The 25,012-nt window shown below is 66.9% G+C and carries 24 protein-coding genes and 1 riboswitch; of the genes, 13 read left to right on the top strand and 11 right to left on the bottom strand.

The annotated features are described in order from the left end of the window. Positions 1–504: 504 nt before the first annotated feature. Positions 505–834 (bottom strand): rhodanese-like domain-containing protein, encoded by a 330-nt coding sequence (locus ACFWFP_RS20500; RefSeq protein ID WP_379297275.1) that lies wholly within the window; start codon positions 832–834, stop codon positions 505–507. A gap of 425 nt (positions 835–1,259) precedes the next feature. Here ACFWFP_RS20500 and ACFWFP_RS20505 point away from each other — a divergent pair, with 425 nt between their 5' ends. The 3 genes from ACFWFP_RS20505 (at position 1,260) to ACFWFP_RS20515 (ending at position 4,273) form a co-directional block, all read left to right on the top strand. Next, positions 1,260–2,225 carry a ferritin-like domain-containing protein gene (locus ACFWFP_RS20505; protein WP_379297277.1) on the top strand — a complete coding sequence of 322 codons (966 nt, stop codon included), beginning with the start codon at positions 1,260–1,262 and terminating at the stop codon, positions 2,223–2,225. Positions 2,226–2,701: 476 nt separating this feature from the next. After that, complete coding sequence (locus tag ACFWFP_RS20510) at positions 2,702–3,643, top strand: exodeoxyribonuclease III (RefSeq protein WP_379297279.1); 942 nt, start codon at positions 2,702–2,704, stop codon at positions 3,641–3,643. A 237-nt stretch (positions 3,644–3,880) separates the two neighbouring features. Beyond that, positions 3,881–4,273: a nitroreductase/quinone reductase family protein gene (locus ACFWFP_RS20515; RefSeq protein WP_379297281.1), complete on the top strand. Its 393-nt coding sequence runs from the start codon at positions 3,881–3,883 to the stop codon at positions 4,271–4,273. A 294-nt stretch (positions 4,274–4,567) separates the two neighbouring features. On the opposite strand, the gene ACFWFP_RS20520 is transcribed toward ACFWFP_RS20515, so the two are convergent. The 3 genes from ACFWFP_RS20520 to ACFWFP_RS20530 are packed head-to-tail and all read right to left on the bottom strand — an operon-like array spanning position 4,568 to position 6,790. Next, a complete protein-coding gene (locus tag ACFWFP_RS20520; protein ID WP_379297283.1) occupies positions 4,568–4,981 on the bottom strand; it encodes a hypothetical protein in 414 nt (137 codons plus the stop codon). Positions 4,982–5,037: 56 nt separating this feature from the next. Then, a complete protein-coding gene (locus tag ACFWFP_RS20525; protein WP_379297285.1) occupies positions 5,038–5,862 on the bottom strand; it encodes an SAM-dependent methyltransferase in 825 nt (274 codons plus the stop codon). Between the two features lie 34 nt (positions 5,863–5,896). Continuing rightward, the gene (locus ACFWFP_RS20530; RefSeq protein WP_379297287.1) at positions 5,897–6,790 is read right to left on the bottom strand and encodes a helix-turn-helix domain-containing protein; all 894 of its coding nucleotides are present in this window, start codon (positions 6,788–6,790) and stop codon (positions 5,897–5,899) included. A 157-nt stretch (positions 6,791–6,947) separates the two neighbouring features. On the opposite strand from ACFWFP_RS20530, the gene ACFWFP_RS20535 reads away from it, so the two are divergent. Continuing rightward, complete coding sequence (locus ACFWFP_RS20535) at positions 6,948–8,405, top strand: hypothetical protein (RefSeq protein ID WP_379297289.1); 1,458 nt, start codon at positions 6,948–6,950, stop codon at positions 8,403–8,405. 91 nt (positions 8,406–8,496) lie between these two features. Beyond that, positions 8,497–9,114 carry a hypothetical protein gene (locus ACFWFP_RS20540; RefSeq protein WP_379297291.1) on the top strand — a complete coding sequence of 206 codons (618 nt, stop codon included), beginning with the start codon at positions 8,497–8,499 and terminating at the stop codon, positions 9,112–9,114. Positions 9,115–9,133: 19 nt separating this feature from the next. Here ACFWFP_RS20540 and ACFWFP_RS20545 read toward each other — a convergent pair whose 3' ends face one another. Genes ACFWFP_RS20545 through ACFWFP_RS20565 form a run of 5 tightly spaced genes read right to left on the bottom strand, consistent with a single transcriptional unit; the run spans position 9,134 to position 14,738 of the window. Further along, positions 9,134–10,666 carry an ABC transporter ATP-binding protein gene (locus ACFWFP_RS20545; RefSeq protein WP_379297293.1) on the bottom strand — a complete coding sequence of 511 codons (1,533 nt, stop codon included), beginning with the start codon at positions 10,664–10,666 and terminating at the stop codon, positions 9,134–9,136. Then, positions 10,659–11,480: an ABC transporter permease gene (locus tag ACFWFP_RS20550; protein WP_379297295.1), complete on the bottom strand. Its 822-nt coding sequence runs from the start codon at positions 11,478–11,480 to the stop codon at positions 10,659–10,661. The genes ACFWFP_RS20545 and ACFWFP_RS20550 overlap by 8 nt, the downstream gene beginning before the upstream one ends. Then, positions 11,477–12,442: an ABC transporter permease gene (locus tag ACFWFP_RS20555; protein WP_379297297.1), complete on the bottom strand. Its 966-nt coding sequence runs from the start codon at positions 12,440–12,442 to the stop codon at positions 11,477–11,479. Before ACFWFP_RS20555 ends, ACFWFP_RS20550 begins: the two co-directional genes overlap by 4 nt. Before the next feature lie 11 nt (positions 12,443–12,453). Next, positions 12,454–13,215, bottom strand: coding sequence for a class I SAM-dependent methyltransferase (locus ACFWFP_RS20560; protein ID WP_379297299.1), 762 nt, complete (start codon positions 13,213–13,215; stop codon positions 12,454–12,456). After that, positions 13,212–14,738 (bottom strand): ABC transporter substrate-binding protein, encoded by a 1,527-nt coding sequence (locus ACFWFP_RS20565; protein ID WP_379297301.1) that lies wholly within the window; start codon positions 14,736–14,738, stop codon positions 13,212–13,214. The genes ACFWFP_RS20560 and ACFWFP_RS20565 overlap by 4 nt, the downstream gene beginning before the upstream one ends. 105 nt (positions 14,739–14,843) lie before the next feature. Further along, positions 14,844–14,977: riboswitch (cobalamin riboswitch) on the bottom strand. 79 nt (positions 14,978–15,056) lie between these two features. Here ACFWFP_RS20565 and ACFWFP_RS20570 point away from each other — a divergent pair. Both ACFWFP_RS20570 and ACFWFP_RS20575 read left to right on the top strand, forming a co-directional pair. After that, positions 15,057–15,854 (top strand): SDR family NAD(P)-dependent oxidoreductase, encoded by a 798-nt coding sequence (locus ACFWFP_RS20570; protein ID WP_379297303.1) that lies wholly within the window; start codon positions 15,057–15,059, stop codon positions 15,852–15,854. A gap of 135 nt (positions 15,855–15,989) precedes the next feature. Continuing rightward, positions 15,990–17,204, top strand: a complete 1,215-nt coding sequence (locus tag ACFWFP_RS20575; RefSeq protein ID WP_379297305.1) for an acyl-CoA dehydrogenase family protein — start codon at positions 15,990–15,992, stop codon at positions 17,202–17,204. A 16-nt stretch (positions 17,205–17,220) separates the two neighbouring features. Here the strand turns inward: ACFWFP_RS20575 and ACFWFP_RS20580 are convergent, their stop codons facing one another. Together ACFWFP_RS20580 and ACFWFP_RS20585 are read right to left on the bottom strand one after the other, a co-directional pair. Further along, complete coding sequence (locus ACFWFP_RS20580) at positions 17,221–18,138, bottom strand: LLM class F420-dependent oxidoreductase (RefSeq protein ID WP_379297307.1); 918 nt, start codon at positions 18,136–18,138, stop codon at positions 17,221–17,223. Positions 18,139–18,205: 67 nt separating this feature from the next. Continuing rightward, entirely contained in the window at positions 18,206–19,318 is a 1,113-nt protein-coding gene (locus ACFWFP_RS20585; RefSeq protein WP_379297309.1) for a GGDEF domain-containing protein, read from the bottom strand. Positions 19,319–19,590: 272 nt separating this feature from the next. Here ACFWFP_RS20585 and ACFWFP_RS20590 point away from each other — a divergent pair, with 272 nt between their 5' ends. The 6 genes from ACFWFP_RS20590 to ACFWFP_RS20615 all read left to right on the top strand — a co-directional run bounded on the left by ACFWFP_RS20590 (position 19,591) and on the right by ACFWFP_RS20615 (position 25,011). Then, positions 19,591–20,244, top strand: coding sequence for a TetR family transcriptional regulator (locus ACFWFP_RS20590; protein ID WP_379297311.1), 654 nt, complete (start codon positions 19,591–19,593; stop codon positions 20,242–20,244). A 285-nt stretch (positions 20,245–20,529) separates the two neighbouring features. Continuing rightward, complete coding sequence (locus ACFWFP_RS20595) at positions 20,530–21,024, top strand: hypothetical protein (RefSeq protein ID WP_379297697.1); 495 nt, start codon at positions 20,530–20,532, stop codon at positions 21,022–21,024. A gap of 2 nt (positions 21,025–21,026) precedes the next feature. Beyond that, positions 21,027–21,857 (top strand): MlaE family ABC transporter permease, encoded by an 831-nt coding sequence (locus tag ACFWFP_RS20600; RefSeq protein ID WP_379297313.1) that lies wholly within the window; start codon positions 21,027–21,029, stop codon positions 21,855–21,857. Then, positions 21,857–22,711 (top strand): ABC transporter permease, encoded by an 855-nt coding sequence (locus tag ACFWFP_RS20605; protein ID WP_379297315.1) that lies wholly within the window; start codon positions 21,857–21,859, stop codon positions 22,709–22,711. The genes ACFWFP_RS20600 and ACFWFP_RS20605 overlap by 1 nt, the downstream gene beginning before the upstream one ends. Continuing rightward, the gene (locus ACFWFP_RS20610) at positions 22,712–23,977 is read left to right on the top strand and encodes an MlaD family protein (RefSeq protein WP_379297317.1); all 1,266 of its coding nucleotides are present in this window, start codon (positions 22,712–22,714) and stop codon (positions 23,975–23,977) included. Then, on the top strand, positions 23,974–25,011 hold the full coding sequence (locus ACFWFP_RS20615; protein ID WP_379297319.1) for an MlaD family protein: 1,038 nt from the start codon (positions 23,974–23,976) through the stop codon (positions 25,009–25,011). The genes ACFWFP_RS20610 and ACFWFP_RS20615 overlap by 4 nt, the downstream gene beginning before the upstream one ends. Position 25,012 lies beyond the last annotated feature (1 nt).

The raw sequence follows: 25,012 nt of genomic DNA on the forward strand, positions 1-25,012 counted from the left end.
TGCGGTCGGTCATCGCGGGGCTGATCGCCTCTCTGTGCTCGGCGCTGCTTGACAACTGCCAGTGTGACACCAATTGCTACACTCAATGTATATACACACACTGTAGCATTGAGAGGCGGCGGTAGCACCCTGCACCACTCGCGCATTTCAGGGCTCGAAAGTTTTGCGCCACAAAGCTTCAGGGCGTCTGGGCCCGGTGGCCGGCTCCGCCCTCGGTGTCTTGGGCAAATGAGGCGAATCCGGCGGCGGCACTTACTGATTCAGCCGCGGTAGGCCCAGCCCTCCGGACGCCAGCCGGCATGTTCTCGTGTGCGTACTCGACCATGATCCTGATCAGTTCGCTGCGGTTGGGCTCGCCCTGCTTGGTGTGCAGATCCTCCGCGGTGGCCTTGTCGTCCAGCGTCTAGCCGCTGCCTGGCCGGACCGATCGAGGGCTCCGAAGGGCGGTCGGTGGTGCGCCGGTTCCGAGTACGGACAGTCGCTCTCGCCAACCCTTCTTGCTTCTCACGGGGTGAGCGGCCCACCGGCGGCACGCCAATCGATCAGGCCACGGCTCATGTTGACTGCTTCGAAGCCGTTCTCGACCAGGAGGTTCGCCGCGCCCGCGGAGCGAAGGCCGCCGGTGCAGAAGGTGATGAGTAGGCGGTCCTCGGGCAGTTCCATGCAGCGCGCCGGGAGCACCTCGAGCGGCATGTGCACGGCACCTGGGATGTGTAATCGATTCCACTCGAAGTCACGGCGGACGTCCACGACGACCGCACCTTCCGCGACCAGGCGCACCGCCTCGGCGGCGCTGATAGCTGGGGGTCGGCGTAGGTAATGACGGAAGCTCACGCGCAGCACCTCGGTCCTCGTACGGGTTGGAAGGCGCCCGGCACGATACTGAGGCGGCACAGTGACAGAGGCTCCATAACCTTCAGCTTACCTGAAGGTTGGAGCGGGGTGAAAAGGTCGCTCGCCTTGCGAGATCACCGTGCCACGTGAGTGCGGCGCCTCGGTCAATTCGGGGTGCTACGCGGCGAATTGGCGGGCGGCAGCCGCGCACCTGTGCGAGGTGGTCGAACGCATTGCTCGCGAAGGTAGAAGTGTGTCAGCAAGCCCGGCCTGACCATGCAAAATCCGGCCGGACCACGCATCAATGAAACACACCGCACGAGCGACAACTGTTGCGGCGCAATGTTTGAATCATAAGTGCGGGGTAGTCGACATAGTGGTGCAGCGTTGCGCCTCCCTGACGTCGACATCGAAGGAAAGACTTCATGAGCATACGCAACACCGCTACGACCTTGCTCGCGCAACTGCGCGTTATCCGCGAGTTGACGGAAACCGAAATCCGAATCGCCGAGACTCGAACCGCACAGGCCCGCACCGAGGCTGTACGCCGCGAACTGGCTGAGAACGCCCACAACGCCCGCGCCCGCGCAGAAGCCATCGAGGCCGCGATCCGTGAACTGGGTGGCGCGCCGGAGCGGATCGGCCCGTTCATCGGAAGGGCTGCCGCCGCGGTCAAGGCGATCGGCGAACAAGCCCAACCGTTCGACGAAGCTTTGCTCGGAGACCTCGTTCTCGAACATCAGTTGCTCGACCGTGCCCGCTACGTCAAAGCACTCGCGACCACCGTTCAGAACGCCGACGTAGAAGCAGTGGCGCAGCGGTTGATCACCGCCCACACGGCCACCGTCGAATGGTTGACGACCGTACTCGCCGAAGACGCGCTCGGCGGGCCAGCGGCTTTGCGCCGAACACCGATTCAGGCGGCTACGGGGACCGCGGTGAAGCTGATCAATATCCCTGTGACGTGGTCTGCTCGCAGCATCGACCGCGCGTTGGACACCTTCCGTGCTGCCCCGCCCGCACTGGGCGAGTTGCTCGCCAGGGGTGCGCACGCGGGCGATGTCGCCGTGAAGACCCTCGCGGCCTCGCGTGATGCTGTTCTCGAAACCACTGAGCAGGTCTCGCGGCGTGAAGGCGCGGACTCCACCGCCGAGGCAATGCATTCACTGCGCACCACCACCGGCCTCCTCGATCCCGAAGAGCTGCCCATCAGCGGCTACGAAGACTTGAATGTCGCCCAGGCGGTGGCAGCGATCAAGGAACTCGCCGATCCCGCCGCAGTCCGGACGATCCTCGCCTACGAGGAAGCGCACAAGGCGCGGCAGGGTGTCATTTCGGCCGCGCAGACCCGTGTCTCGTCGATCGCCCGAGAAGTGAGTGGGCTGAACTGAGAAGTCCCCTGACAGCCACCCCGTCGGTGCCGACCACCGCCGTGGCGCCGACGGCCGGTGGAGCCGTCGGACTGCCACGGCCGGAGGCGTTGTTCTGTGGCCACCACGTCCTCGGAGGCCCTGTCGGCGGCGGTGGGAATTGATGGGATTACATGTTTCGCACTGGGTTTTGTTGCGAAGTAGTCCATGATTTCGCCGAAGTCGCGGTCTCCGTGGTGGCGGCCGTCGGAACGACAGGGCTGCGCGAATGGCACGTCGGCGCGGCTCTCGACGGTGTCGAGATTGTTTCAGCGCCGCCCGCCAGGCCGCGTACTGAAACGGGGAAAAGGTGGACTTGGTCATGAATTAGGCGAGAACACGCGGTCCCATCCATCGGCTTGCGCGAGGAAACCAGTTCGCCGGCCTCTCCGGCCCTACCGAGGTCGCGTACCGGAGCTGCCCGAGCGGGTGACGGGGGACTCGGGCACAGTGTTGCCATGGGTTCGTCGGTCGCTGATTCTCTCACTGTCGCCACATTCAACGTGAACGGAATTCGCGCGGCACGTCGTCGTGGATTCGACCAGTGGTTGCAGGCGCAGTCGGTCGATGTGGTCGCGTTGCAGGAGCTGCGTTGTCCCGCATCAGATGTGGGCACCTTCCCGGGCTATTCGGCGGCGGTGGACGTCGGTTCCGTGGCCGGTCGTAACGGCGTGGCAGTACTGACGAGGGTTCCCGCCGCTGCCGTGCGGACGTGGGTGACCCACCCACCCAGGTCCCGCGGACTCGGTGAGTTCGCCGCCCAGGGACGCTATATCGAGGTGGATCTGGCCGACCGACCGGTGACGGTGGCCTGTCTGTATCTCCCCAAGGGTGGTCTGCCCGCGCATCTCCAGCGCCCGGGATCGATGCGCGAACTGCCTGACGGTGGGGTCAAGTACGAACGGAAGCAGAGGTTCCTTGCGGCGTTCGCCCGCGAAGTGCACCGGAACCGGCTCGCGGCGCTGAGTGCGGGACGCGAGTTCGTCCTCACCGGGGATCTGAACATCGCGCACACCCGACATGATGTGACCAACTGGCGTGCCGCCCGCACGATGGACGGATTCCTGCCTGCCGACCGCGAGTGGTTCAGTTCGGTTCTCGGCACGCGCCGGCTCGTCGACGTGGTGCGACAGGTGCACGGCGACCGTCCGGGTCCGCTCACCTGGTGGAGTTGGGCGGGTCGATCGTTCGCCAAGGATGTGGGTTGGCGAGTGGACCACCAACTCGCGACGCCCGGTCTCGCCCGCCTCGCGACGTCTGTTGTCGTCGACAAGGAACCGTCACCCGCCGAGCGCCTCTCCGATCACGCTCCACTCGTGGTGACCTACTCGGCAATGCCACCCCGGCCAGGTGCGGGAACAGAACAGCCACAAACCAAGATCGGAACACCCGAACCATGATCGAACATCAAGCAGCGGTCCGCATTTGGAACCGATCATGCCTGTCCGGCAGCGCACGACAAGTAGCCGATTTACCGCGCGGGTGTCGCTGAATTCGTGCCGGCTCAGTCAGTTTGTGCACCAGGTCGTTGACCATGGTTGCGGCCTCGGGGTTGGCGCGGGACGCCCAATGATCAATGACCGGGTGCGACGTCGTGCTGACCCGTTGGCCGACAACTGGCTCAGTAGGATCGGGTTGTGACCAAGCTGCGAGACCTGCAACACCGAGTGGTGACGGCAGGGCAACGATACGTCGGCAACCCGATCATGGGACGGTTGCCGGTTCAGACCCTGCTCGAAACAACGGGGCGCAAAAGCGGTCAGCCGCGGGTCACGCCGATCGGCGGCCGACGAAGCGGCAACTCCTTCTGGCTCGTTTCCGAGTTCGGTGAAAAATCCCAATACATTCGAAACATTCAGGTGGACAACCGTGTTCGGCTGCGCATTCGTGGACGGTGGTACTCCGGCACCGCTCACTTGGTGCGCGGCGACGACGCACGAGCTCGGCTTCGTGAGCTGCCGCGGGCCAACAGCGCAGTGGTACGAGCGGTTGGTACCGATCTGCTGACTGTTCGCATCGACTTGGACTGAGCTAGCGGAATTTCTCAGCTCGTTCGGTTGAGAAGTGGATGTGGCCCGGCGATGTGCAGAGGTAGCCGGAAAGCGGCATACAGCTCGACCGTCAACTGACGGCGCTGGGCCGACTCACGCCGCATCCCGGAGCCGCGGCCCACGCACCCCTCACCCGACCCGCACATCAGCACCTACACCATTTCGGGGTCGGTGGCCATGTCGGATCTGAGCGGAGGGTGCGGAGTTACCGCGGCTGTCAGTAGGTGCTGCGGCCGAGCTGTGCCGGCACGCGGCGGGTCACGGCCGAGTCGGCTACGCGGCGTGGGAGAGGAAGGTCGATCGTTCGAACTCGCGGTGCCGCACCGCGTCGACGAACGCGGTGTATTCGAGGTGGTCGAAGAAGAGCCGGGCGGCTCCGGTGGAGGCTCGGCATTGCGGCGCGGCGCTGAATTCGTAAAGGTTGTCGGGTCCTCGGGTGATCGTCAGGGCTCCCCGGATGGGGCGGCCTGCTCGTATCGCGGCCTGGAGGGCCTCGAACTGGTGGTGGTCGAGGGTCAGGCACTCCTCGAGGGGGACAGGGCGTGCCGCGGTGGCGACCGGGCGCGCGAGTTTGTCGTCCCAGATGAGGGTGCGGTGGTTGTCGCGGTAGACCATCACGCACGCCTGTTGCGGGGAACTGGCGGCCGCTTTGCGGAAGTGCGCGGCGGGCGGTGTCGGTAACGACATGGTGGATCCTTTCGAACAGCGCTGCCGGCGACGGTGCCGACAGCGCGGGGCGCACGCTAGGGGAGGCTGCCGATAGCGGCGAAATTGCAGGGGCGGGCGTAGTCGTCGTGGTCGATCGACTGTTCGGGTCGCCAGTCGGTGGCGTAGGTGATGCCCGGGTCGGCGATCGTCCATCCGTCGAAGAAGGTCTGGAACTGCGCGCGGGTGCGCAGGGTGACCGGCGTGCTGGCATCGGTGAAGACCGCCGCGCCCGCGGCGACCTGTGCTTTGATCTCCGCGCCCGCGTCTTCGAGGGACACGTGTGTCATCGCGATGTGGCTACCGGGGGCGAGGGCATCGCGCAGTTGCGCGACGATCTTGCCGGGCTCGCTGGCGTCGGTGATCCAGGGAAGCACCGAAACCAGTAGCAGCCCAACGGGTTCGGTGAAGTCGATCAGGCGCTGGGTATCGGGGTGGGCGAGAATGCGCGCGGGCTCGCGCAGATCGGCGTCGACCATCGTCGCGGTGTCGGTGACACCCTGTTCACGCAGCAGGTCGCGGGCCCGGTTGATCGCTTCCTCGTCGTTGTCGACGTACACGACACGGGAGTCGGGGGCGAGCTCGCGCGCGACCTCGTGGGTGTTCCCACCGGTCGGCAGACCGGACCCGATATCGAGGAACTGGCGAATGCCGGTGCCTGCCATGTAGCGAACGGCGCGGGCGAGAAACCGGCGGTTGTGCTGGGCCCACAGGGGATAGAAGGGGATATCGGCGTAGAGCCGATGAATGAACGGCAGATCCGATTCGAAGATCACCTCGCCGGTGACCATGTGGTGATAGATGCGTGCGGAGCTGGGTTTGTTGGTGTCGATCGAGCGTGGCTCGAAGTCGCTGTCGGACATCGTGATTCCTCTGCGGGGGTGCGGTGGGGCCGGTCTATCGCTGGATGGTCGGTCGGCTGCGGAGGCCGCGGACGAGGTGTTCCATGAACTGACGTGAGTCGTGGGGGCTCAACGCGGTCATCGTCAGGCGGTTGAAGATCTTGTCGCGGATACCGACAGCGGGTTTGTCGTCGATGTAGCGGATCTCGCCCTGAGCTTCGATGACCGCCATCTCGAGATCGCCCGCTGCTCCGGGGGAGGGCACGCGAACCAGGATGTAGCGGTCCTCCATGCCGGCGCCGGGTGCCTGGTGGGTGAAGGGCATGACCTGGATCTGGATGTTGGGTCGGGTGGACATTTCGAGCAGGTGGGTGATCTGGTCGAGCATCACCGCGTCCCCGCCGTAGGTGCGGCGCAGGCAGGATTCGGACAGGATCGCGTGGAACTCGGGTGCTCCCCGCGCGAGCAGGATTCGCTGACGCGCGACGCGAGCTCGGACGTAGTCGTCGACGGTGACCGCGTCCGGATCGTCGGGGTCGAGTTGGAGGGGCTCGTGCAGCGCGCGGATGTAGCTCTCGTGCTGGAGCAGGCCGGGAACGATCTCGGCAGCGGTCTCGCGTAGCCGATCCGCCACCGCCTCGAGGTCGACGAGCAGTCGCAGTTCCTCGATGTAGGCGCGGCGGTAACCGGAGTTCCAGAATCCGCGGCGATGGCTGTCTTCGCGGAGATCGAGCAGGATCGCGATGTAGTCGTGGTCGGTGACGCCGAGCTGCCTGACCAGCTCGTCGAGTGCCTGGGCACTCAAATTTCCCGTGCCGCTGATCACCGCCGCGATGCGGGACTGGCTCACCCCGATCATCTTTCCCGCGTCGGCCTGGGTAGTGCGAGACCGGCGCAGGAGCGCGTCGATCTCTCGACCTAGCAGCACTTTTCGTGCGGTTCGTGCCATGGATCCCACCGTATCGGGCTGCTGGGCGGCGGCTGCCACCTGTTTCGCAATCCTGATTATCAGGTTAGATTATCAACCACGATTATTTGGCGAACAAGTCAGAGGGTGTATCCGAACTGCGACATACCCTGCGGCGCAAGAAGAGTGGGGCCCACTCATGGACGTCACCGACCCGGACACCCTCCGCGGCACTCTCGATGCCGGAGCCGCGAACAGCTGGGGGCAGCGACTTCGGACCTATCGTCGCGCTCGATTAGGGCTCAGCCGTGGGGATTTCGCCGAGTTGATCAACGACCGGGCTCGCCGCGACAGCGTCAATGTCGCGTGTTCGGAACGACACGTCGCGCGCTGGGAACTCGGCGAGGTCCGCAGGCCAAGCAAGTCCTATCGCGTTCTGCTGGCCGCGCTCGGCGCACCGGTGCCCGAGATCGACTCCGTGCTGTCCTCGCCGGGCCTGAATGTGGGGTTCGCTCGTGAAGTGGTGTCACAGGCTCCCGAGTTCGTCGGTGCCGGTACGCGTCGCGGCGCGGATGCGACGCTGCTGGAGGCCCTCGCGACCGCCGTGGTCGGTTCCGCCGACATCCTGACGCCCTGGCTGCCTTCCCTGGACGTTCCCGAGATGGCTTGCGACACAAGGTGCCTCGATCTCGATGCGGTGCGCCGCGCCACCTCGGGATTGCGGGAACGCGATCAGCGACACGGTGGTGGCTCGGTCGCGCGCACGGCCGTCGATCTCCTGAAATCGACGACCGCGCTGCTGGCCCGATACCGCGGACACACGACACTGGCGCACGCACTGCTGGTAGCCACCGCCGATCTGGCCCGGCTGATCGGGTGGGCCTACCACGACATCGGTGACCAGCATCGCGCCCGCCAATACGCCACCATGGCTTTGGTTTCCGCGCGGCGAGCGGGTGCGGACAGCCTGGTCGCGTCGACGCTCTACGTGCTGGGGCGGATCAGCTTGATCGAACGCGACCCGCGCGTCGCGCTGCGGATGTTCCAACTCGGCCAGCTGCCCGCCCAAGACGCCACCGGCGGCGGGGAATCGGCCCGCTTGTACGCCAATGAGGCTTGGGCACACGCGATGATGGGCGATGCCGGCCGGATGCGGACCGCGCTGGCCCGCGCCGAAGACGAGATCGCCCGGGTCGCCGACCATCCCGTCGACCCGTGGACCCGGGTGTTCTTCACCCCCGGAGAGTTCACCGGTATGCGATCGGTGATCTACAACGAGTACGCTCTGACAGCCCGCGGACAGACCGCGCAACATTACACAGCCGAAGCCGTCGACGCCGCTCGCGCTTCGTTGGCCGCGTCGACGCCGGGACGCCCTGCCCGCAGCATCCTGTTCGACAACATCACGATCGCCACGGGCACCTTTCGCCTCGGCCAGATCGATGACGCGATCTCCTTCGCGACGGCTTGCCTGGACATGACCGGTCAGGTCGACAGCGGGCGAGTCGGCGACCGGCTGGGGCAGCTGGTGCACGCCGCGACCCTCGCGTCCTCGCGGTCCGATGTTCGCGATCTCTGTCATACGATCCGGCGGGCCGTCCGCACCACCCGGCACACCGCGCGTCCGCTGACCGAACACCGCCTCGCGACGGCGTAGCAATGCCGACGCAACCTGACGACGTCATCCCCACAGCGCGACATTTACGACATGCCCTGTCGAATGTCATTGTCGCAGAGATTATTCGGCGATGTACTCGGGTCATGACTACGACGACGCCGAGACGTGGCCATCGGGCAACGGGCAGACGCCGGTGAGCCGGGTGTGTGTAGCAGTGACGCACGCAGGCGGCTCCGCCGCGAAGCCCGACAGCCGCGCTGTGCAGGACACGCGCGTACGGACCGCGGAGGGGTTACTGGAGGCCCGTCAGCTACTGCTCGCCGTCGCCGGGAACCTGCAGGGCGGGTCCCCGCTGATCGGATGGGCGCGCGAGCTGGCGGATCTGCACGCGACCCTGTTCACCGCATCGGTGTCGACCACCCGTCGGCCCGCCGACTTCGACGCCCCCACCACCAGCGGCCGGATCAACACCGTCATCGGCCTGATCGACGAGTGGTCGGCCTGCCATCTGCCTCGCCCCACCTCGGGCCGCCGCCACACTCATTCCCTCGGTGAGGTGATCAGCCACGTGGCAGACACCTACACCCACGTTCAGTGGACACTGCGCCACACCAAGAGCGCCGAACACCAGCACCACGCCGCCCTGCGCTTTGCTCAAGTCCAGGAAGGCTATGCCGATCTGGTCGAGGACATTCGAGCCTTACGCATCGCGCTACCGCTGGGCCGGGGCAGCCAACCCGCCCCGTAGCGGGCGAGGACTCCGTCGATCAGGTGGGTGTTGTTGTCTCCCTGCCACTGTCGAGTTGCCGGGCACGGCCGAGCTCGTCCGCGGCCAGGAATCCGGACAGGATCGGGAGGGACGGGTCGGTGCAGGGTTCGGCCGGTACGCCGGCCTCGATGACGCGTCCCGCGTCGACCATCACGATCCGGTCGCCGCGGTGGAGATGCAGACGCAGGTCGTGGGTGATCATCAGGATCGCCGCGCCGGTTCGGTGCCGGTAGGTGTCGAGGTACTCCAGGATTCGGCTGGTCAGTGGCGCGTCGAGTGCGGTGGTGATCTCGTCGCACACCAGGACATCGGGTTCGGCGCCGAGGGCTCGCGCGAGGGCGGCGCGTTGCAGCTGGCCGCCCGACAACCCCGCGGGGTGTCGAAGTGCTTGCCGCGCTTCGATACCCAAGTCGTTCAGGATCGTGCGGGCATGCCGGCGAGCGGTGTCCCGGTCGACTCCGCGTAGCCGGACAGCGGTGGCCGCGACCTGGTCGAGCACCGTGCGCCGGGGGTCGAACGAGGCCGCCGACTCCTGCCACACGTACTGAACGGCGGCGATCTGTGCGCGGCTACGCCGGCGCAGCGAGGCCAGTGGTTCGCCGTCCAGCAGCACTCGGCCGCTGTCGGGAGCGACCAGTCCGGCGATCGTGCGACCGATCGTCGACTTGCCCGCCCCGGATACACCGATCATCGCGACGAGTTCACCGCGAGGCAGATCGAGGTCGACGCCGTGCAGAATGCGCGAACGTCGCTGGGAGACAGTGATATCGCGCAGTCGCAGAACAGGCGGTGACGCCTCAGGCGCTCCTCGTCGGGGAGCGGCGGCCGACGGTGCGGGTCGGCCGCTGTCGTGGAGCCGACCCGCACGCACGAACAGGGTCCGGTCGCTGACTCGGTCGACGGCGACGGTGTCGTGGGTGACGAGCACGACGGCCTTGCCTGCCCGCCGCAGCCGGTCCAGTCCGGTGAGCAGGGCGGCTCGCGCGAGGGGATCCAATCCGACCGTGGGCTCATCCACGATGAGCACATCGGGATCCGACGTCAGCACCAGTGCCAGCGCGAGCCGGGCACGTTCGCCGCCGGAGAACTCGAACGGATACTTGCCGAGCATGGTGGCCAGGGTGGGGTCGGACACCTCGAACGCCGCGGCTGTCAGCACGTCGGCAATGTGGCCGCGCCGGGTGGCTCGGTCGGTGCGCGGCAGCCCGAGGCGACGTCGACGCAGGCGCTCCAGTTCGGCCAGCGCGGTGCCGATTCTGCGAGCGGGGTTCAGGGTGGACGCCGCGTGCTGGGGCAGGTAGCCGATCCGGACGCTGTTCTGCGGACCCCTGCACCGAATGCTTCCCGCGACCACAGTTCCGGCGACGGCGACGCCCGCTATCGCCGTGGCGATCGTGGTTTTGCCCGCACCGGAGGGACCGAACAGGGTGAGGATCTCGCCGACGTGCACGTCGAGGTCGATACCGTCGACGAGGACAGTCCGGCCGGCGGTGACCCGCAGCGCACGCACACTGATGAGCGGCTCACCCATCGCGGTCGCCGGTGGCGAGGCGCGCGGCGCGGGTGCGAGGGTCGGCGAGCAGGTCGTCGGCGAGCAGATTGACCCCGACGATGAGCGCCACGATCAACAGCGCGGGCAGGGCCACCGACCAGGGCGCGATGGTCAGTGCGTCCTTGTTGGCCGCGACCGACACGGCCCAATCGGTGGAGGTGGTGTCGAAGCCGAGGCCGAGGAAATTGGCCGACGCCAGAAAGTACACGGCAGCGGTGAATCGCAACGCCAGGTCGGCGGCGATCGGCCGGGACATCTCGGCTACCGCGTAGTTGCCGTATCGGAAGGCGCGGCTCTCGCCTTGCATCCGCAACGCGTCCATGACCGGACCGTGGACAGTCCCGCGGGCCGTCATGCGAACGAATCGTGAGATCGGCGCGATGAGCACGAAACCGATCGCACACGCGATAGCGACCGCCGAGCCACGAGTGCGTAACGCGGCAACCATGATGATGAGCAACGAGGGCAGACACAGCAGCACATCCATCGGGCGCATCAGCAACTCGTCCACCCACGCGCGTGGCGCCGCGGCCGCCGCGACACCGATCAGCGACCCGACGAGATAGGCGATGGCGACGGTCACGGCCGCGACGACGAGGAATGTCCGTCCGCCGGTGAGTGCGGCGGCCAGCACGTCACGCCCGAGCCGGTCGGTGCCGAACGGTGACCAGTCCGACGGCCCGAACGGCGACTGACGGTGCGGTGGCGCCCCCACGGCGAGAAACGGCCCCACGGTCGCGACGAGTACCGGCACCGCGACCAGCACGCTGTAGATCCAGCGGCGCACGGTCATCGGCGGATGCCTTCGGCCGACACCGGCACCATACGTTGCCCGGCGATGTCGATGACGGTGTTGATCGCGATCGCGACGATACCGGTGATCGCGACGATCGCGAGGATGACCGGGTCGTCACGGTTGCCGATGGCGCCGATGAGCGCCGACGCGATGCCGGGCACCACGAACACCGCCTCCACGATGAGCACACCGGAGAGCAATCCGTCCCCGGTGCGCCCGAGTTCCTGCATCGCGGGCGCGAGCGCGTTGGGCGCGACATGCCGGGCCAGCAGCGACATCCGGCCGACGCCGAGCAGGCGGGCCTGGGCGATGTAGGGCTGATCCATCACATCGATGACACCGGCGCGGACCAGCCGAACCAGGGGAGCGGCGACGCGAGCGACCATCACGATCAGCGGCAGCACCAGATATTCGGGACGGTCGAGCAGGGTGTCGAGGTCGGTCCCCAGGAATGTGGCGGGCAGCAGGCCCAGATCGAGGGCGAGGTAGCTGACGAGCAGGACCGCGAGCACGAAATCCGGAATGGAATCGAGCCCGATACTGACGGTGCTGACAATCCGATCACACCACGATCCCGGTGCCGAGCCCGCCGCGAACCCGGCCGTGACGGCGACAGGAACCAGCAGCGCCAATGCCAGCACGGCCATCAGCGCGGTGGTCAGGAACGGGTCGGCGATCACGTCGCCGACCGGGTGCCCGTTGGCGTAGGACACGCCGAAGTCCCCGACCACGGCGCCGCCGAGCCAATCCAGGAAACGCTGGACCGGTGCCACGTCGAGGCCGAGCAGATGCCTGGCCGCCGCACGCTGCTCGGCGCCGAGGACGTCGTTGCTCTGCACGTCGGCGGCATCGCCGGGCAGCAGCAGTGAGAGCACGAACACCAAGGCGAGCAGCACACCGAGCTGACCGACCCCGATGACGGTGCGGCGCACGAGGAATCGGGTGAACGGGGTCGACAAGCGCACGGACGCTACCGGATACCGACCACGATGCGGTCGTCGCCGTACTGCCAGACGATCCCGGCCTCGGCGAATCCCGCGTCGCGGGCGAAGGCGACGTAGTCGTGCACGGTCGGGCGATCGTGCACGGTGTGCTCGAATCCGCCGTCGCGGGCCCGCACGAGGTCGGCGAGCTCGGGTGCTCGGTTCACCGCGTCCCACCAGGCGGCCCAGTCCTCGCCGTCCCCGGTTCCTTGTCGCTCGGCGCGGCGCGCGGTCAACGATTTGCCCAGAGCATCGAGCCCGGTACCGGCTGGGCCCTCGTACAGGTGGTCACCGTCGACGAACAACCCGCCGGGCTTCAGCGCTTGCGCGCAGGTCTTGATCAACGCACGCAACGGATCACGATTCATCCAGTGCAGGGCGGTGGTGCTGACGAACGCGTCGGGGACTCGCTCCAGATCCAGTGCGTCGAGCCATCCCTCGGTGCGCAGGTCGGCGTTCACTGTGCGGAAACGAGGGCAGGCCAACGCCGGCTCGGCGAGACCGAGCAGCAGCGGATCGGCGTCGACGCCGACAACGCGGGCGTCGGGAAACCGGTCGAGCAGCCGCTGCGACAGGGTTCCCGGTCCGACCCCGAGATCGACGATCAACAGGTCGTCGCGGTCACCGAGTTCGTCCAGCACATCGCCGATCACCTCGAATCGTTGCTCGCGGTCGGGCATGTAGTGCTCCTGCTGGCGGTCCCAGCGTTCGAGCCAGTACCGCGCCGTCGCCGCGTCCAGTTCGGTCATCGAGCGTTCACCTCGTCGAATCGGGCCCAGCCGTGCGAGTTCGGCACCGCGGCGGGCAGTTGCTGAAAACGATCACCCGCGGCGCTGTTCCAGGCGGTGTTGCCGAAGAAGACGAAGCCGCCTCGGTCGTACAGGATTTCGTGCATGGTGCGGTAGATCGCCGCGCGTCCTTGCTCGGTAGGTGTCGACTGCGCCTTGACGTACAGCGCGTCGAACTCGGCATCGGACCACTTCGTCCGATTCTGCGGCGATCCGGTGAGCAGTCGTGACGCGAAATGGTTCGGAACGGGCAGTGGCCCGGACTGGCCCATCGTGAGGTGGCCGGTGTTGAGCGCATCGGTGTAATAGGTGTCCTTGGAACCGAGGACGACGTTGACCTTCACCCCACAGCGGCTCGCGTGTTCGGCGAAAAGCCTTGCCGACTCGACGAATCCGTGCGCCACCGGCGCGGTGAACAGGTCGAACGACAGGTCACGGACCCCGGCGCGGCGTAGCAACCGGCCCACCTCGTCGGGATCGTAGGTGTGTTGGGGCAGGTCGGCGTAGTACTGGAAGCCTTTGCCGAACACATCGTTGCCGACCTCGCCGTTGCCCTCGAGCGCGACCTTGACCAGTTCGTCGCGGTCGAGCATCCGCATGACCGCCCGGCGGACATCAGGGTTGTCGAACGGGGCACGGTCGGTCTTCATCGCGAAGAAGTAGATGCCGCTGTTGGGGGTGGCCGCGAGCGTCAGGCCGGGCCTGCCTTGCAGGGTCCGTGCGGCCGACGGGGTGAGGTTGTCGGCGTAGTCGATCTCGCCGCTCTGTACCGCCGCGAGGCGGGCATCGGACTCCGCGCTGACGATGCGCAGTCGACGGATCGAGGGGGCGCCGTCCCAATAGCGATCGTTGGCGGTGGCCACGAATTCTTTACCGGCCGTGAAGGAGTCGAAAACGAAGGGGCCGGTCCCCACCGGTCGCTCGAAGTCGGTGGCTCCGTTCGGCACGATCTTGGTCCCATAGGCCGACAACGCGATCAGGAACTCGAAAGAGGGCTCCTTCAAGACGATCTCCACCGTGCGCGCATCGATGGCGCGGCTCTGGGCGAGGTCGACCTTGTCGAGTGAGGAGGCGGCGATGAACGGGCGGCGCTGCGGCGGTCCGAGCACCCTCGAGAAGGTGTAGAGCACGTCGTCGGCGCCGACGGCTTTTCCGTTGTGCCAGACGGCGTCTCGCAGGGTGATGCGCCACCGCGTGCCGTCGGCGTTCGGCTCTGCCGCTGATGCCAGGCGCGGGATCGGCGTCATCGTCTCATCGATCTCGAACAGTCCGTCGTAGACCGATTTCATTCGAGCCTCGTCGATGAACAGCGTGTTCACACCGGGATCGATCCCCTCACCGGCACCGGAGCCCTGGAAGGCGGCGGTGAAGGTGTCGACCGAGTTCCCGGACGGTGCCGAGCGGTTGCACCCGACCAGGGCCGTGCCCGCGGCGAGCGCGCCACCGAGCAGGAAGGTGCGGCGGCGCAGATTCGACGGCTGCATGGAGGCTCCTATCGCGTGGGCTCTCACGCGACGAAGACATGCGCAAACAAGTCACAACCGGTGTGGCTCGGTTCGGCGCATCGATCAATACCCACGTGATCACGACCGTTTCAACAGTTCGTCCGCAGGTATCTGGCTTCGGCTCGGGAACGAGCCTCACAGTTGCGGGACAGCCCCGGACTTGCACCGGTCTTCCCTACGGACAGGCGATATCCTACGCGGTGCGCCGGACATTGCGAGAAGCCCTGGCTGCTGCGGGTTTCGATCATCTCGAGCTGGGGCGTGTGGCGTTGTGGGTGTGATTGTTAGCGTCGGGCCATGGATCTGGGACTGGATGGGAAACGGGCGATCGTCACCGGCGCGAGCAAGGGAATCGGTCTGGCTATCGCGCGAGGGCTCGCGGCGGAGGGGGTGGATGTGGTGCTCGCGGCACGGTCGGCGCACCCGCTGCGCGCCGCCGCCGACGAGATCGCTCGGCAAACGGGACGGCGGGTGATCGCGGTACCGACCGACACCGGCGACGACGAGCAGGTGAGAGAACTCGTCGCGCGCACCGTCGCCGAACTCGGTGGCGTGGACATCCTGGTGAACTCCGCCGCCACACCGTGGAGCGCGGGCGCGGGCGGCGATCTGCAAGCCACTTCCGACGAGATCGTGCGCAGGGAGGTCGAGATCAAGGTGCTCGGATACCTGCGCACCGCACGTGCCGTCGCTCCCCATCTGGTGGCGCAGGGGTGGGGTCGCATCATCAACATCAGCGGGCTCGGTGCGCGGCAGGCCAATTCGATCGGGCAGACCATCCGCAACGTGAGCGTCTCGGCGTTGACCAAGAACCTCGCCGACGAGCTGGGGCCGCACGGGGTGAATGTGACAGTCGTGCACCCGGGTCTCACCCGCACCGAACGGCTCACCGAACGGCTCACCCGCCAGGTCGAGCAAGACGGTGGCGACGTGGCCGAGCTGGAATCACAGCTGGTCAAGAATTCGATCCGCCGGATCATCGACGCGGGTGAGGTCGCCGATGTGGTGACGTTCCTGGCCTCGCCACGCAGCATCGCCATCACCGGTGATGCCATCGCGGCCGGCGGTGGCGTTCCCGGGCCGGTCTTCTACTGACGTTCGGGATGTGATCGGGCCGATTCTATTGCTTCACCGCGGCCCGGCCGGCCCGCGATACTTGCCACATTCGGCGTCGCGCCGATTCGCGCAAGCCATCGATCTCGCCGCCGAGGCGAACCCGGGAGACCAGCGATGACCAGCACCGTCACACCCACCGTCGTGGCCAGCAGCACCTCCCCGCTCTCGGCGGCCGCCGCGCCGAGCGCCTTCTTCAGCACCGAGGACTACCACCGGTTCCACGCCCGCGCGGCCGGTTACGACGCTGAAAACACCTTCTTCACCGAGGATTTCGAGGAACTGCGCGAGGCCGGGTACCTGCGCGCCGCGCTGCCGCCGCAGTACGGTGGCCGGGGCCTGTCGCTCAGCGAATTGTCCAGGGAACAAAGGCAATTGGCGTATTGGGCACCCGCGACAGCGCTCGCGGTGAATATGCACCTGTACTGGACCGGGCCCGCTGCCGCGCTGACCGTCTCCGGCGCGGAGGACTTCAGCTGGTTGCTCGCCGCGGTCCGCGACGGCGAGGTATTCGCGGCCGGTCACGGTGAACGCGGAAACGATGTGGGACTGGATGATTCGGTGGTGAGCGCCCGGCGCCTGCCCGACGGCTCCTACCGCGTCGACGGCCGCAAGACCTTCACCTCGCTCGGCCCGGTGTGGACCTCGGTGGGTATCCACGCCCGTGACGACTCCGACCCCGCCGACCCGCGCATCGTGCATCTGTTCGTCGCCCGCGATCAGCCGGGGGTGCGCACCGAGGAAACCTGGGACACCCTCGGCGTGCGGGCGACCCGCAGCGACGACACGATCTTCGACAACGCCCGTGCCGAAGCCGCGACGCTCGCGGGAACGCACGCGCCCGGCGGTGCCTACCCCCCGCTGATCAACGGCATCCTCGGCTGGTACCTGCCGCTGCTGGCCAATGTCTACTTCGGGATCGCCCGGCGGGCACTCGATGTCGCGATCCTGCACGCCGGCACCCGCTCCTCGCTGGTCCCCGGTGTCGAGGCCCACGCCGGCAAACCGGCGGTACAACGCCAGATCGCCGAAGCCGAAATCCAGCTCGATGCCGCGTACGCACTGCTCGAGACGGCGACCCGGGACGCGGACGCCGGCGTCGATCTCGGCGTGTGGGCGGTTCCGCGTCTGTTCTCGGCGAAGGAATTCGCCACCAGGACAGCCAAGAACGTCGTCGATACCGCGGTGCAGGTGGTCGGCGCGTCGTCGGTCAGTCGCCGCAACGAACTCGAACGTCTCTACCGCGACGTGCGCACCGGACAACTCCATCCCCCCAACACCGACGTGATCCTCGACGTCGTCGGCCGCACCGCCCTCGGTCTGCTTCCCTGACCGCGACATCGATCTCTCAGAGCTGCGATTGCACCTCGGCGGCAATGAGTTCCAGGTGATCGAGATCGGCGAGGTCGAGGATCTGGAGGTAGATCCGGCTCGCGCCGATCTCGCGGTAGCGGGCGATCTTGTCGACGACCTCGGCGGGCGAGCCGGCCAGGCCGTTGCTCGCGAGTTCGTCCACCTCGCGGCCGATCGCGGCGGCCCGGCGCGCTACCTCGGCGTCGGTGCGCCCGACGCAGGCGACCAGGGCGTTGGAGTAGATCAGTTCGTCGGTGCGACCGGCTGCGCGCACCGCGGTGCGCACCCGGTCGAACTGGGCGGCGCTGTCGTCGATCGAGGCGAACGGCATGTTGAACTCGGTGGCGTAGCGGGCCGCCAGGCGCGGGGTGCGGACCTTGCCGTTGCCGCCGATGATCACGGGCACCGGGTCTTGTACGGGCTTGGGCAGGGCGGGGGAGTCGGTGAGCTGATAGTGGGCGCCCTCGAAGCTGAACGTCGCCCCCGGCTTGGTGTCCCAGAGTCCGGTGATGACGGCCAGTTGCTCCTCGAGCAGGCCGAACCTGTTGTCCGGGAACGGGATTCCGTACGCGGCGTGTTCGGCGGCGAACCAGCCGCTGCCGAGACCGAGTTCGACCCGCCCGTTCGACATCTGATCCACCTGGGCGATCTGGATGGCCAGCGGCCCCGGTAGCCGGAACGTCGCGGCGGTGACCAGGGTGCCCAGCCGGATACGGGAGGTGTCCCTGGCCAGCCCGGCCAGGGTGATCCAGGCATCGGTCGGGCCGGGCAGGCCCGAGGCATCGCCCATGGCGAGGTAGTGGTCGGAGCGGAAGAACGCGTCGAATTCGAGCTCCTCGGCGGCGCGCGCCACCGACAGCAACGTGTCGTAGTCGGCGCCCTGCTGGGGTTCGGTGAAGATGCGGAGGTCCATGATCACCATCGTGCCCGATGCGAACAGCTCCGGCGCGGCGGTGCCCCGATCTCGGGAGCGGTGGGTGCTACCGGCTGTCCTGCGGGTCGCCCGGGTGACGGTGGTCCGCCGGCGGGGTGAGTTCGTCGACCACCACCAGGTTCCCGCCGGACTGCTTGGCCCGGTACATCGCCGCGTCGGCGGATTGCAGCAGCCGGTCCGGCGTCGGGCACGGGCATCGTGGACAGTTCGATGCGTCGAACACCGCGACACCCACACTCGCGGTGACCGCCACCGTGGTCTCCGGTGGCTCGGCGATCACGCGGCACAGCCGTTCGGCTTCCCTGCGCGCGGCGGCCGCGGCGATGGGGGCGGCCACCACGAACTCCTCGCCACCCGTGCGTGCCACCACCGCCAGCTCCCCGGCGGCCTCGCGCAGCCGCCGGGCGGTCCGCATCAAGACGATGTCGCCGATCCGGTGACCCCAGGTGTCGTTGACGGTTTTGAACCGGTCGAGATCGAAGCAGATGACACAGATCGCGGGATTGCGATCCATCAGCTGTGGCAGCCGGTTCTCGAGGCCCCGGCGGTTCAGCAGGTCGGTCAGCGGGTCCGACAGCGACTCGGTGCGCAGCAGCGAATACAGGAGCTGGAACGCGGGCACCGCGCTGACCACCGACGCGAGGAGCAACGCGACCGCGAGGGCGAGCTCGATGCTGCCACCGCCGGTGGCGATCCGCACCGAGAACACCACCACCGACAGCAACGACCACACCGAATGCAGGGCCAGTGCCCTGGCGCTGTGGAAAAAGCTCAGATAACTGCCGGTGCCGAGGAGCAGTACGGTGCCCATCGCTCCGAACAGCCGATCCTGCAGCTGGAGGAATTCCACCGTGAACAGCACATCGGCACAGGCGATCAGCACCAGCGACTCGGTCTTGCTCGGCCAGGGCAGCAGCCACCAGCGCGCCGCCCACAGGGTCCCGGACAACACTCCGACCGTCGAAGCGACGCCGGGATGACCGGGCGGGCCCACCGGCGTTCCCGCGATCACCGCGCCCATCACCGCGATACCGGCGCCGGCGATGCCGATCAAGATCTTCAGCGGAACCAGCGCCGACCTGGCGGCCAGCGTGCGCACCAGCCACCGGTAGTCGACAGGGTCTGTCCACCAGGCCCGCAGCGTCTTGCCGTCGTTCATCGACCCACCCTTGGTCCCGATCGCATCGCCTAACTCGCTGGTTGCGCGTGTGGAACTTCAGGAAATCCCACCAGCTGATCGGCAGTAGTCTAGGTCGGACCGTCTCGGGATCTCGACGGACCGCTCGAGCCGCCGCGTCGCGTGCGGTGGTGGCGCCGTCGAGATCGGCGTCGACCGGTTTCACCGGCGAAGACCGCCAGATCTGCGGCCTCGAGTCGATCAGCCTGGGAGTAGGGAGTAGGACAGTCGACCAGCGGCGATACCGTGAGGGGGTGAAACGGTCACCGGAAACGGATTCCTCGGTCCGGATCATCGACGTCGTGATGGAGATGTTGATGTCGGATGGGTACGACGATCTGCAGCTCAAGGAGGTTGCTCGTCGGGCCCAGGTGTCGCTGGCGACGGTGTACAAGAAGTTCGCGACCCGGGACGAGTTGATGGTCGCCGCGGTCACCCGGTGGATGGCGATCAACAGTTACGCCGAGCTGGAATTGCCTGTTCCGGGGGAGTCGCTGCGGGACGGGTTGATCCGCGTCATTCGGCACGTCTTCGAGCCGTGGGAGCGCAATCCCAGGATGCTCGAGGCCTACCATCGCGCGCGCAGGGGCGTCGGTGGCCGGCAGCTGGACGCACAGGGTGTGAGTGCCGTGCTGCCGGTCGCCGCGGTGTTGTTCGAGGGCTACGATCCGGCCTACGTCGAGGACATCGGACTGATCGTCACCAATATGATCTACGCGTTGACCGGTCGATTCGTCGACAAGGATCTCGACGTGACCGAGATCCTGCCCACGCTCGAGCGTGCTATCGACCGCTTGACCAGCAACAGCGTGGCCCCGGCGGCGAGCGTTCGCGCGGCCGACGGCACGGCGGGCTCGCCGTTCCCCGTGTATCCGTCGCTGGCTGGTCCCTACGGACCGGACCGTTAGTCCCTGACAGTGCTCGCGACCCTATTGACCTGCGGTGGAACGAATTTCGACGCTGTACGTCAAGAACGAATCTATGTGATGCAGATCACAAGTTACTTGGGTGAGACTGCTGTCACACGCTGAGTAACCGGATTACCGTGTGGTCGGCAGGGGCTCCGAGCGATCGAATTCTGGGGCGTGGGGCGCACCTGCCGAGATCTTCAGATTCGAAGTTTGGATGGGAAGCCCATGGCCGCACAGTTCGTTGATTCCGCCCACTGGAGAGCCCACGCCCGCCGGCATCCGCTGCGATATCGCTTGGCCATCGTCGCGCCGAATGCCGTGGAAGTCGTTCGCTACGCGGGAGGTTGGCTCTTCGATCGAACAACGGCCGGGTGGGAAGTGACCGTGCTCGTCGACGACCACTCCGACGTGCGCCCGTTGCAGATCCTCGGTGCGACAGTGCTCGATATCGAACAGTCGCTGGCGGCACCGAAACACGACACCTGGCCGCACGCCGTGGCTGTCCCCACTCAGATGTTCGCGGATTGTCGTGTGCGCGACGGCATTCTGGACTGTCTCGACCACCGTTCGGCCGAGCTGTCGCTGTGGGGCGACGCGCTGCCGGCCGAACTGGCGGATCGACTGAAGATCACCCACCATCGCGTCAGCCGCGCGGCGCGCGCGTTCAAAGCCTGCGCCTTGGCGACGGCGGGATTTCCCGCCGAAGAAGTCGGCCCCACCGAGATGTTCCGTGTCAGCGCGTCACGGACCACCTCTGGATTGGTCTCCGCGAGTTGACCATGGCAACGGCCGATCGTGAGATAGCCGAGTGGGCACGCGGCTATCTCCGCCGACACCCGATCGCCGCCCTGGAAACGGTCGGTGGCCAGTTCGTCCTCGGCATGCGCGCCCTGCGCTTTCTCGCCATCGACGTGGTCACCGGTCGATTCGCGTTCCAGGAGTTCGTCAGACAGGCCGCGTTCATGGCATCGTCGGCGGCCTTGCCGACGATCTTCGTCGCCCTGCCGATCGGGGTGACGCTGTCGATTCAGTTCGGGCTGCTGGCCGGGCAGGTCGGGGCGACCTCGCTCGCCGGTGCGGCGAGTGGGCTCGCGGTGATCCGGCAGGGAGCGCCGATGGTTGCGGCGCTGCTGATGGCTTCGGCGGTCGGGTCGGCGATCTGCGCCGATCTCGGGTCGCGCAAGATCCGCGACGAACTGGACGCCATGGAGATCATGGGTGTCTCGGTGATCCGCCGCCTGGTCGTACCCCGGCTGGCGGCCGGGGTACTGATCGGGGTGTCGCTGACGGGAATCGTCTGCTTCGTCGGCTTTCTCGCGGGATACCTGTTCAATGTCTTCGTCCAGGGCGGGGCGCCGGGAAGCTTCGTCGCGACGTTCTCGTCCTTCGCGACCGTGGACGATCTCGTGCTGACCATGATCAAAGCCGTTGTCTACGGGGCGATCGTCGCCGTGGTCGCCTGCGAGAAAGGGCTGACCACCAAGGGCGGTCCGGCGGGCGTGGCGAATTCGGTCAACTCCACCGTGGTTTCCTCGATCCTGCTGCTGATGATCGTGAACGTCGCCTTCACCCAGCTGTACATGATCCTGCTGCCACGGCAGGGGTTGTAATGGCCGCGCAGTACTACCCGCCGGGGGTGCGGCCGGTGTATCGGGCCGCGGTTCGGCTGGCTTCGGGCGCGATGCGGGTCGGCCACATGGGGACGTTCCTGATCCGGGCCCTGATCTCGATCCCGGTGATGCTGCGGCACTACCGCAAGGAATTCCTGCGCATCCTGTCCGACATCACCTGGGGAAACGGGTCGATCGTCGTCGGTGGCGGTACCGCGGGCGTGATCATCGTGCTCGGCGCGGCGGGCGGTGCGATCGTGGGCCTGGAGGGCTACAACGCACTGCACCTGCTCGGCATGGAACCCACCGTCGGGTTGATCGCCTCGACCGCCTCGACCAGGGAATTGGCGCCCATCATGGCCTCGCTGGCGTTCGCCGCCCAGGCGGGGTGCCGGTTCACCGCGCAACTCGGTGCGATGGGGATCGCCGAGGAAATCGAGGCGATGGAAGCGATGGCCATCCGCGCTGTTCCCTATCTGGTCAGCACCAGGATCCTCGCGTCGGTGGTCGCGATGTTCCCGCTGTATCTGGTGTGCCTGGCGGCCAATTACCTGGCCGTGGAAGTCGTGGTCGGTCTGTCCGGCGGTCTGTCGGCGGGCACCTATCAGCACTACTTCCAGTTGGTGCTCAACGGCCCCGACATCGTGTACTCGCTGATCAAGGCGATTCTGTTCGTCATCCTCACCTCGACGATCCAGTGCTACTACGGCTTCTACGCGGCGGGCGGCCCCCAGGGCGTCGGCACGGCCGCGGGCCGGGCCATGCGCGCGTCCATCTCGGTGATGATCGTGGTCAATCTGCTACTGACCGTGGGTCTGTGGGGCATCGGTTCCAGCGCTCGGCTGGGAGGGTAGATGTCGGCGACTCCGTTCGAGAAGGATGGGCGCGGTCCCGGCGCATTCTCGCTGGTGCTGCGCGGCGTGGTGTTGATCGTGCTGACCGTGGCCATGGTCACGGCACTGTTGATGAAGTCGACGGGCCGCTTCGACGACAAGGTGGAAGTGATCGCCGTGCTGGATCAGCTCGGCGATGGCCTCCCCGCCCGATCCGACGTCAAGTTTCGTGGCCTGCTGATCGGCGCGGTGTCCACGGTGACGCTCGCCGCCGACGGTGGTGCGAATCGGGTGACGCTGCTGCTCGACCCGGCCTATGCCTCCAAGGTCCCACGCACGGTCACCGCACGGGTGGTGCCGAGCAATGTCTTCGCCGTGTCCTCGGTCCAGCTGGTGGACAACGGGCCCGGCCCCGCGCTGACTGCCGATACCGAGATCGCCCAGGACCGCAGCCTCGCGACCGTCCAGCTACAGACCGCGTTGACCAAGCTGCGCGAGATCATCGCCGCCACCGGGCGGCTCGGGTCCGACAGCACCGTCGGCCTGCTCGCCGCGGTAGCCCAGGCCACGGATCGGCGGGGTGATGACCTCGTGCGCGCCGGTGGGCAACTCGACCGGATCACCAGGGAATTCGATGCGTTGCTCGCCCCGGACGGTGGTCCGTCGACTCTCGGCGCGATGGCCGAGGCGGTGCGCGGACTCAACGCGGCGGCGCCGGATCTCCTCGACGCCCTGCACTCCGCGGTGCTTCCGCTGCGCACGGTCGCCGAACGCGAAGGCGAACTGCTGAACCTGCTGTCCGCGGGCAACAACACCTTGTCCTCGGTCGGGGGCGGGCTGGCGCGACATACCGATCAGATCGTCACGGTGACGAATGATCTTGTGCCGGTGCTCGATGTGGTGGGCGAGGGAGCGGCCGGCTTCGCACCGATCGTGGTCCGGATCAAAACGATCTCGGATCTGTGGTTCGCCGAGTTCTGGAACTCCGACACCCAGATGGGTACCGGCAAATTCCAGTTCCGGTTGAGCCCGCACACCGTCTACACCCGCGCGGACTGCCCCCGATACGGCGAGCTGGCCGCACCGAGTTGCGCCACCGCGCCGGACACGATCCCCGAGCAGGAGTTGTCACCCAGCATGAATCCGCGGTCGTATCCGGTACCCCAGCTGGGACCGGAACTGCAGGACCTGATCCGCCGGATTCTCGGCGGTGAGGCCAACGCCGCGGAATCGGTACTGGCCCAACTGCTCTCCGACAGTCCGCTCCCGGCGGGAGGCGGCCGATGAGCTTTCGTCGATCACTGGTCGGACTGAGCCTGTTCTTGGCCGTGTCCCTCGGACTGATCTGGGTCACCTTCGTCACGCTGCACCGCGGGGTGGACGGCACAGCGAGAACGTACTCCGCGATCTTCAGCGACGTCACCGGCCTGCGCGCCGGCGACGATGTGCGGATGGCCGGGGTGCGGGTGGGTCGCGTCGACGAGATCGCGCTGGTCGGCAATCGCGCCGAGGTGCGGTTCCGGGTCGAAGAACAGCAGAAGGTGTTCGGGAATACGAAAGCCTCGATCACCTATCAGAATGTCATCGGCCAGCGCTATCTCGGCCTCTCTTTGGCCGACTTCGGGGAACCACAGGAGGTGGCGCCCGGTGGCACGATCCCGCTCGAGCACACCGAACCCTCGTTCGATATCTCAGTGCTGCTCAACGGGTTCGAGCCCCTGTTCGGCGGACTGGATCCGCAGCAGGTCGACAATGTGACCGGTGCGCTGATCACCGCGCTACAGGGTGACAACACGTCGCTGGTGCTGCTGATCGCGCAGGTCTCCACTTTGGCCGAGTCCGTCGCCGGACCCGATCAGGTGCTCGGCGCGGTGATCACGAACCTGAGCCAGGTGGTGGGGGATCTGGCGGCGCACAGCGGCTCGGTGAGTACCCTGCTCACGCAATCACGCTCGATCATCGACGGGCTCTCGCGTCACCGTGACGAGCTGATGGGGTCGTTGACGACCGTCGCGTCGGTGACCGGGCGCCTGGCCACCGTCGTCGAGGACGTGCGGCCACAGCTGAACGAATTCCTCACGCGCGAACCAGGATTCACCAAGCACTTCGAGCAGAACAAGGACAGTTTCGCCTACCTGGGTTTCAACCTGCCCGCCCTGCTGAAGGGGCTCGCCAGGGCGAGCCAGGAGGGGTCCTACCTCAACACCTACCTGTGCAACATGGGTGTGACCTTCCTGCCCGCGCTGGCCACCCTGGTGCCGACCATCGTCGCTCTGGCCTCGCCGACCGGCACCATCCAACAATCGCCGATCTGCAGGTGAG

It is taken from the genome of Nocardia sp. NPDC060249, assembly GCF_042728755.1.
Taxonomy (GTDB): Bacteria; Actinomycetota; Actinomycetes; order Mycobacteriales; family Mycobacteriaceae; genus Nocardia.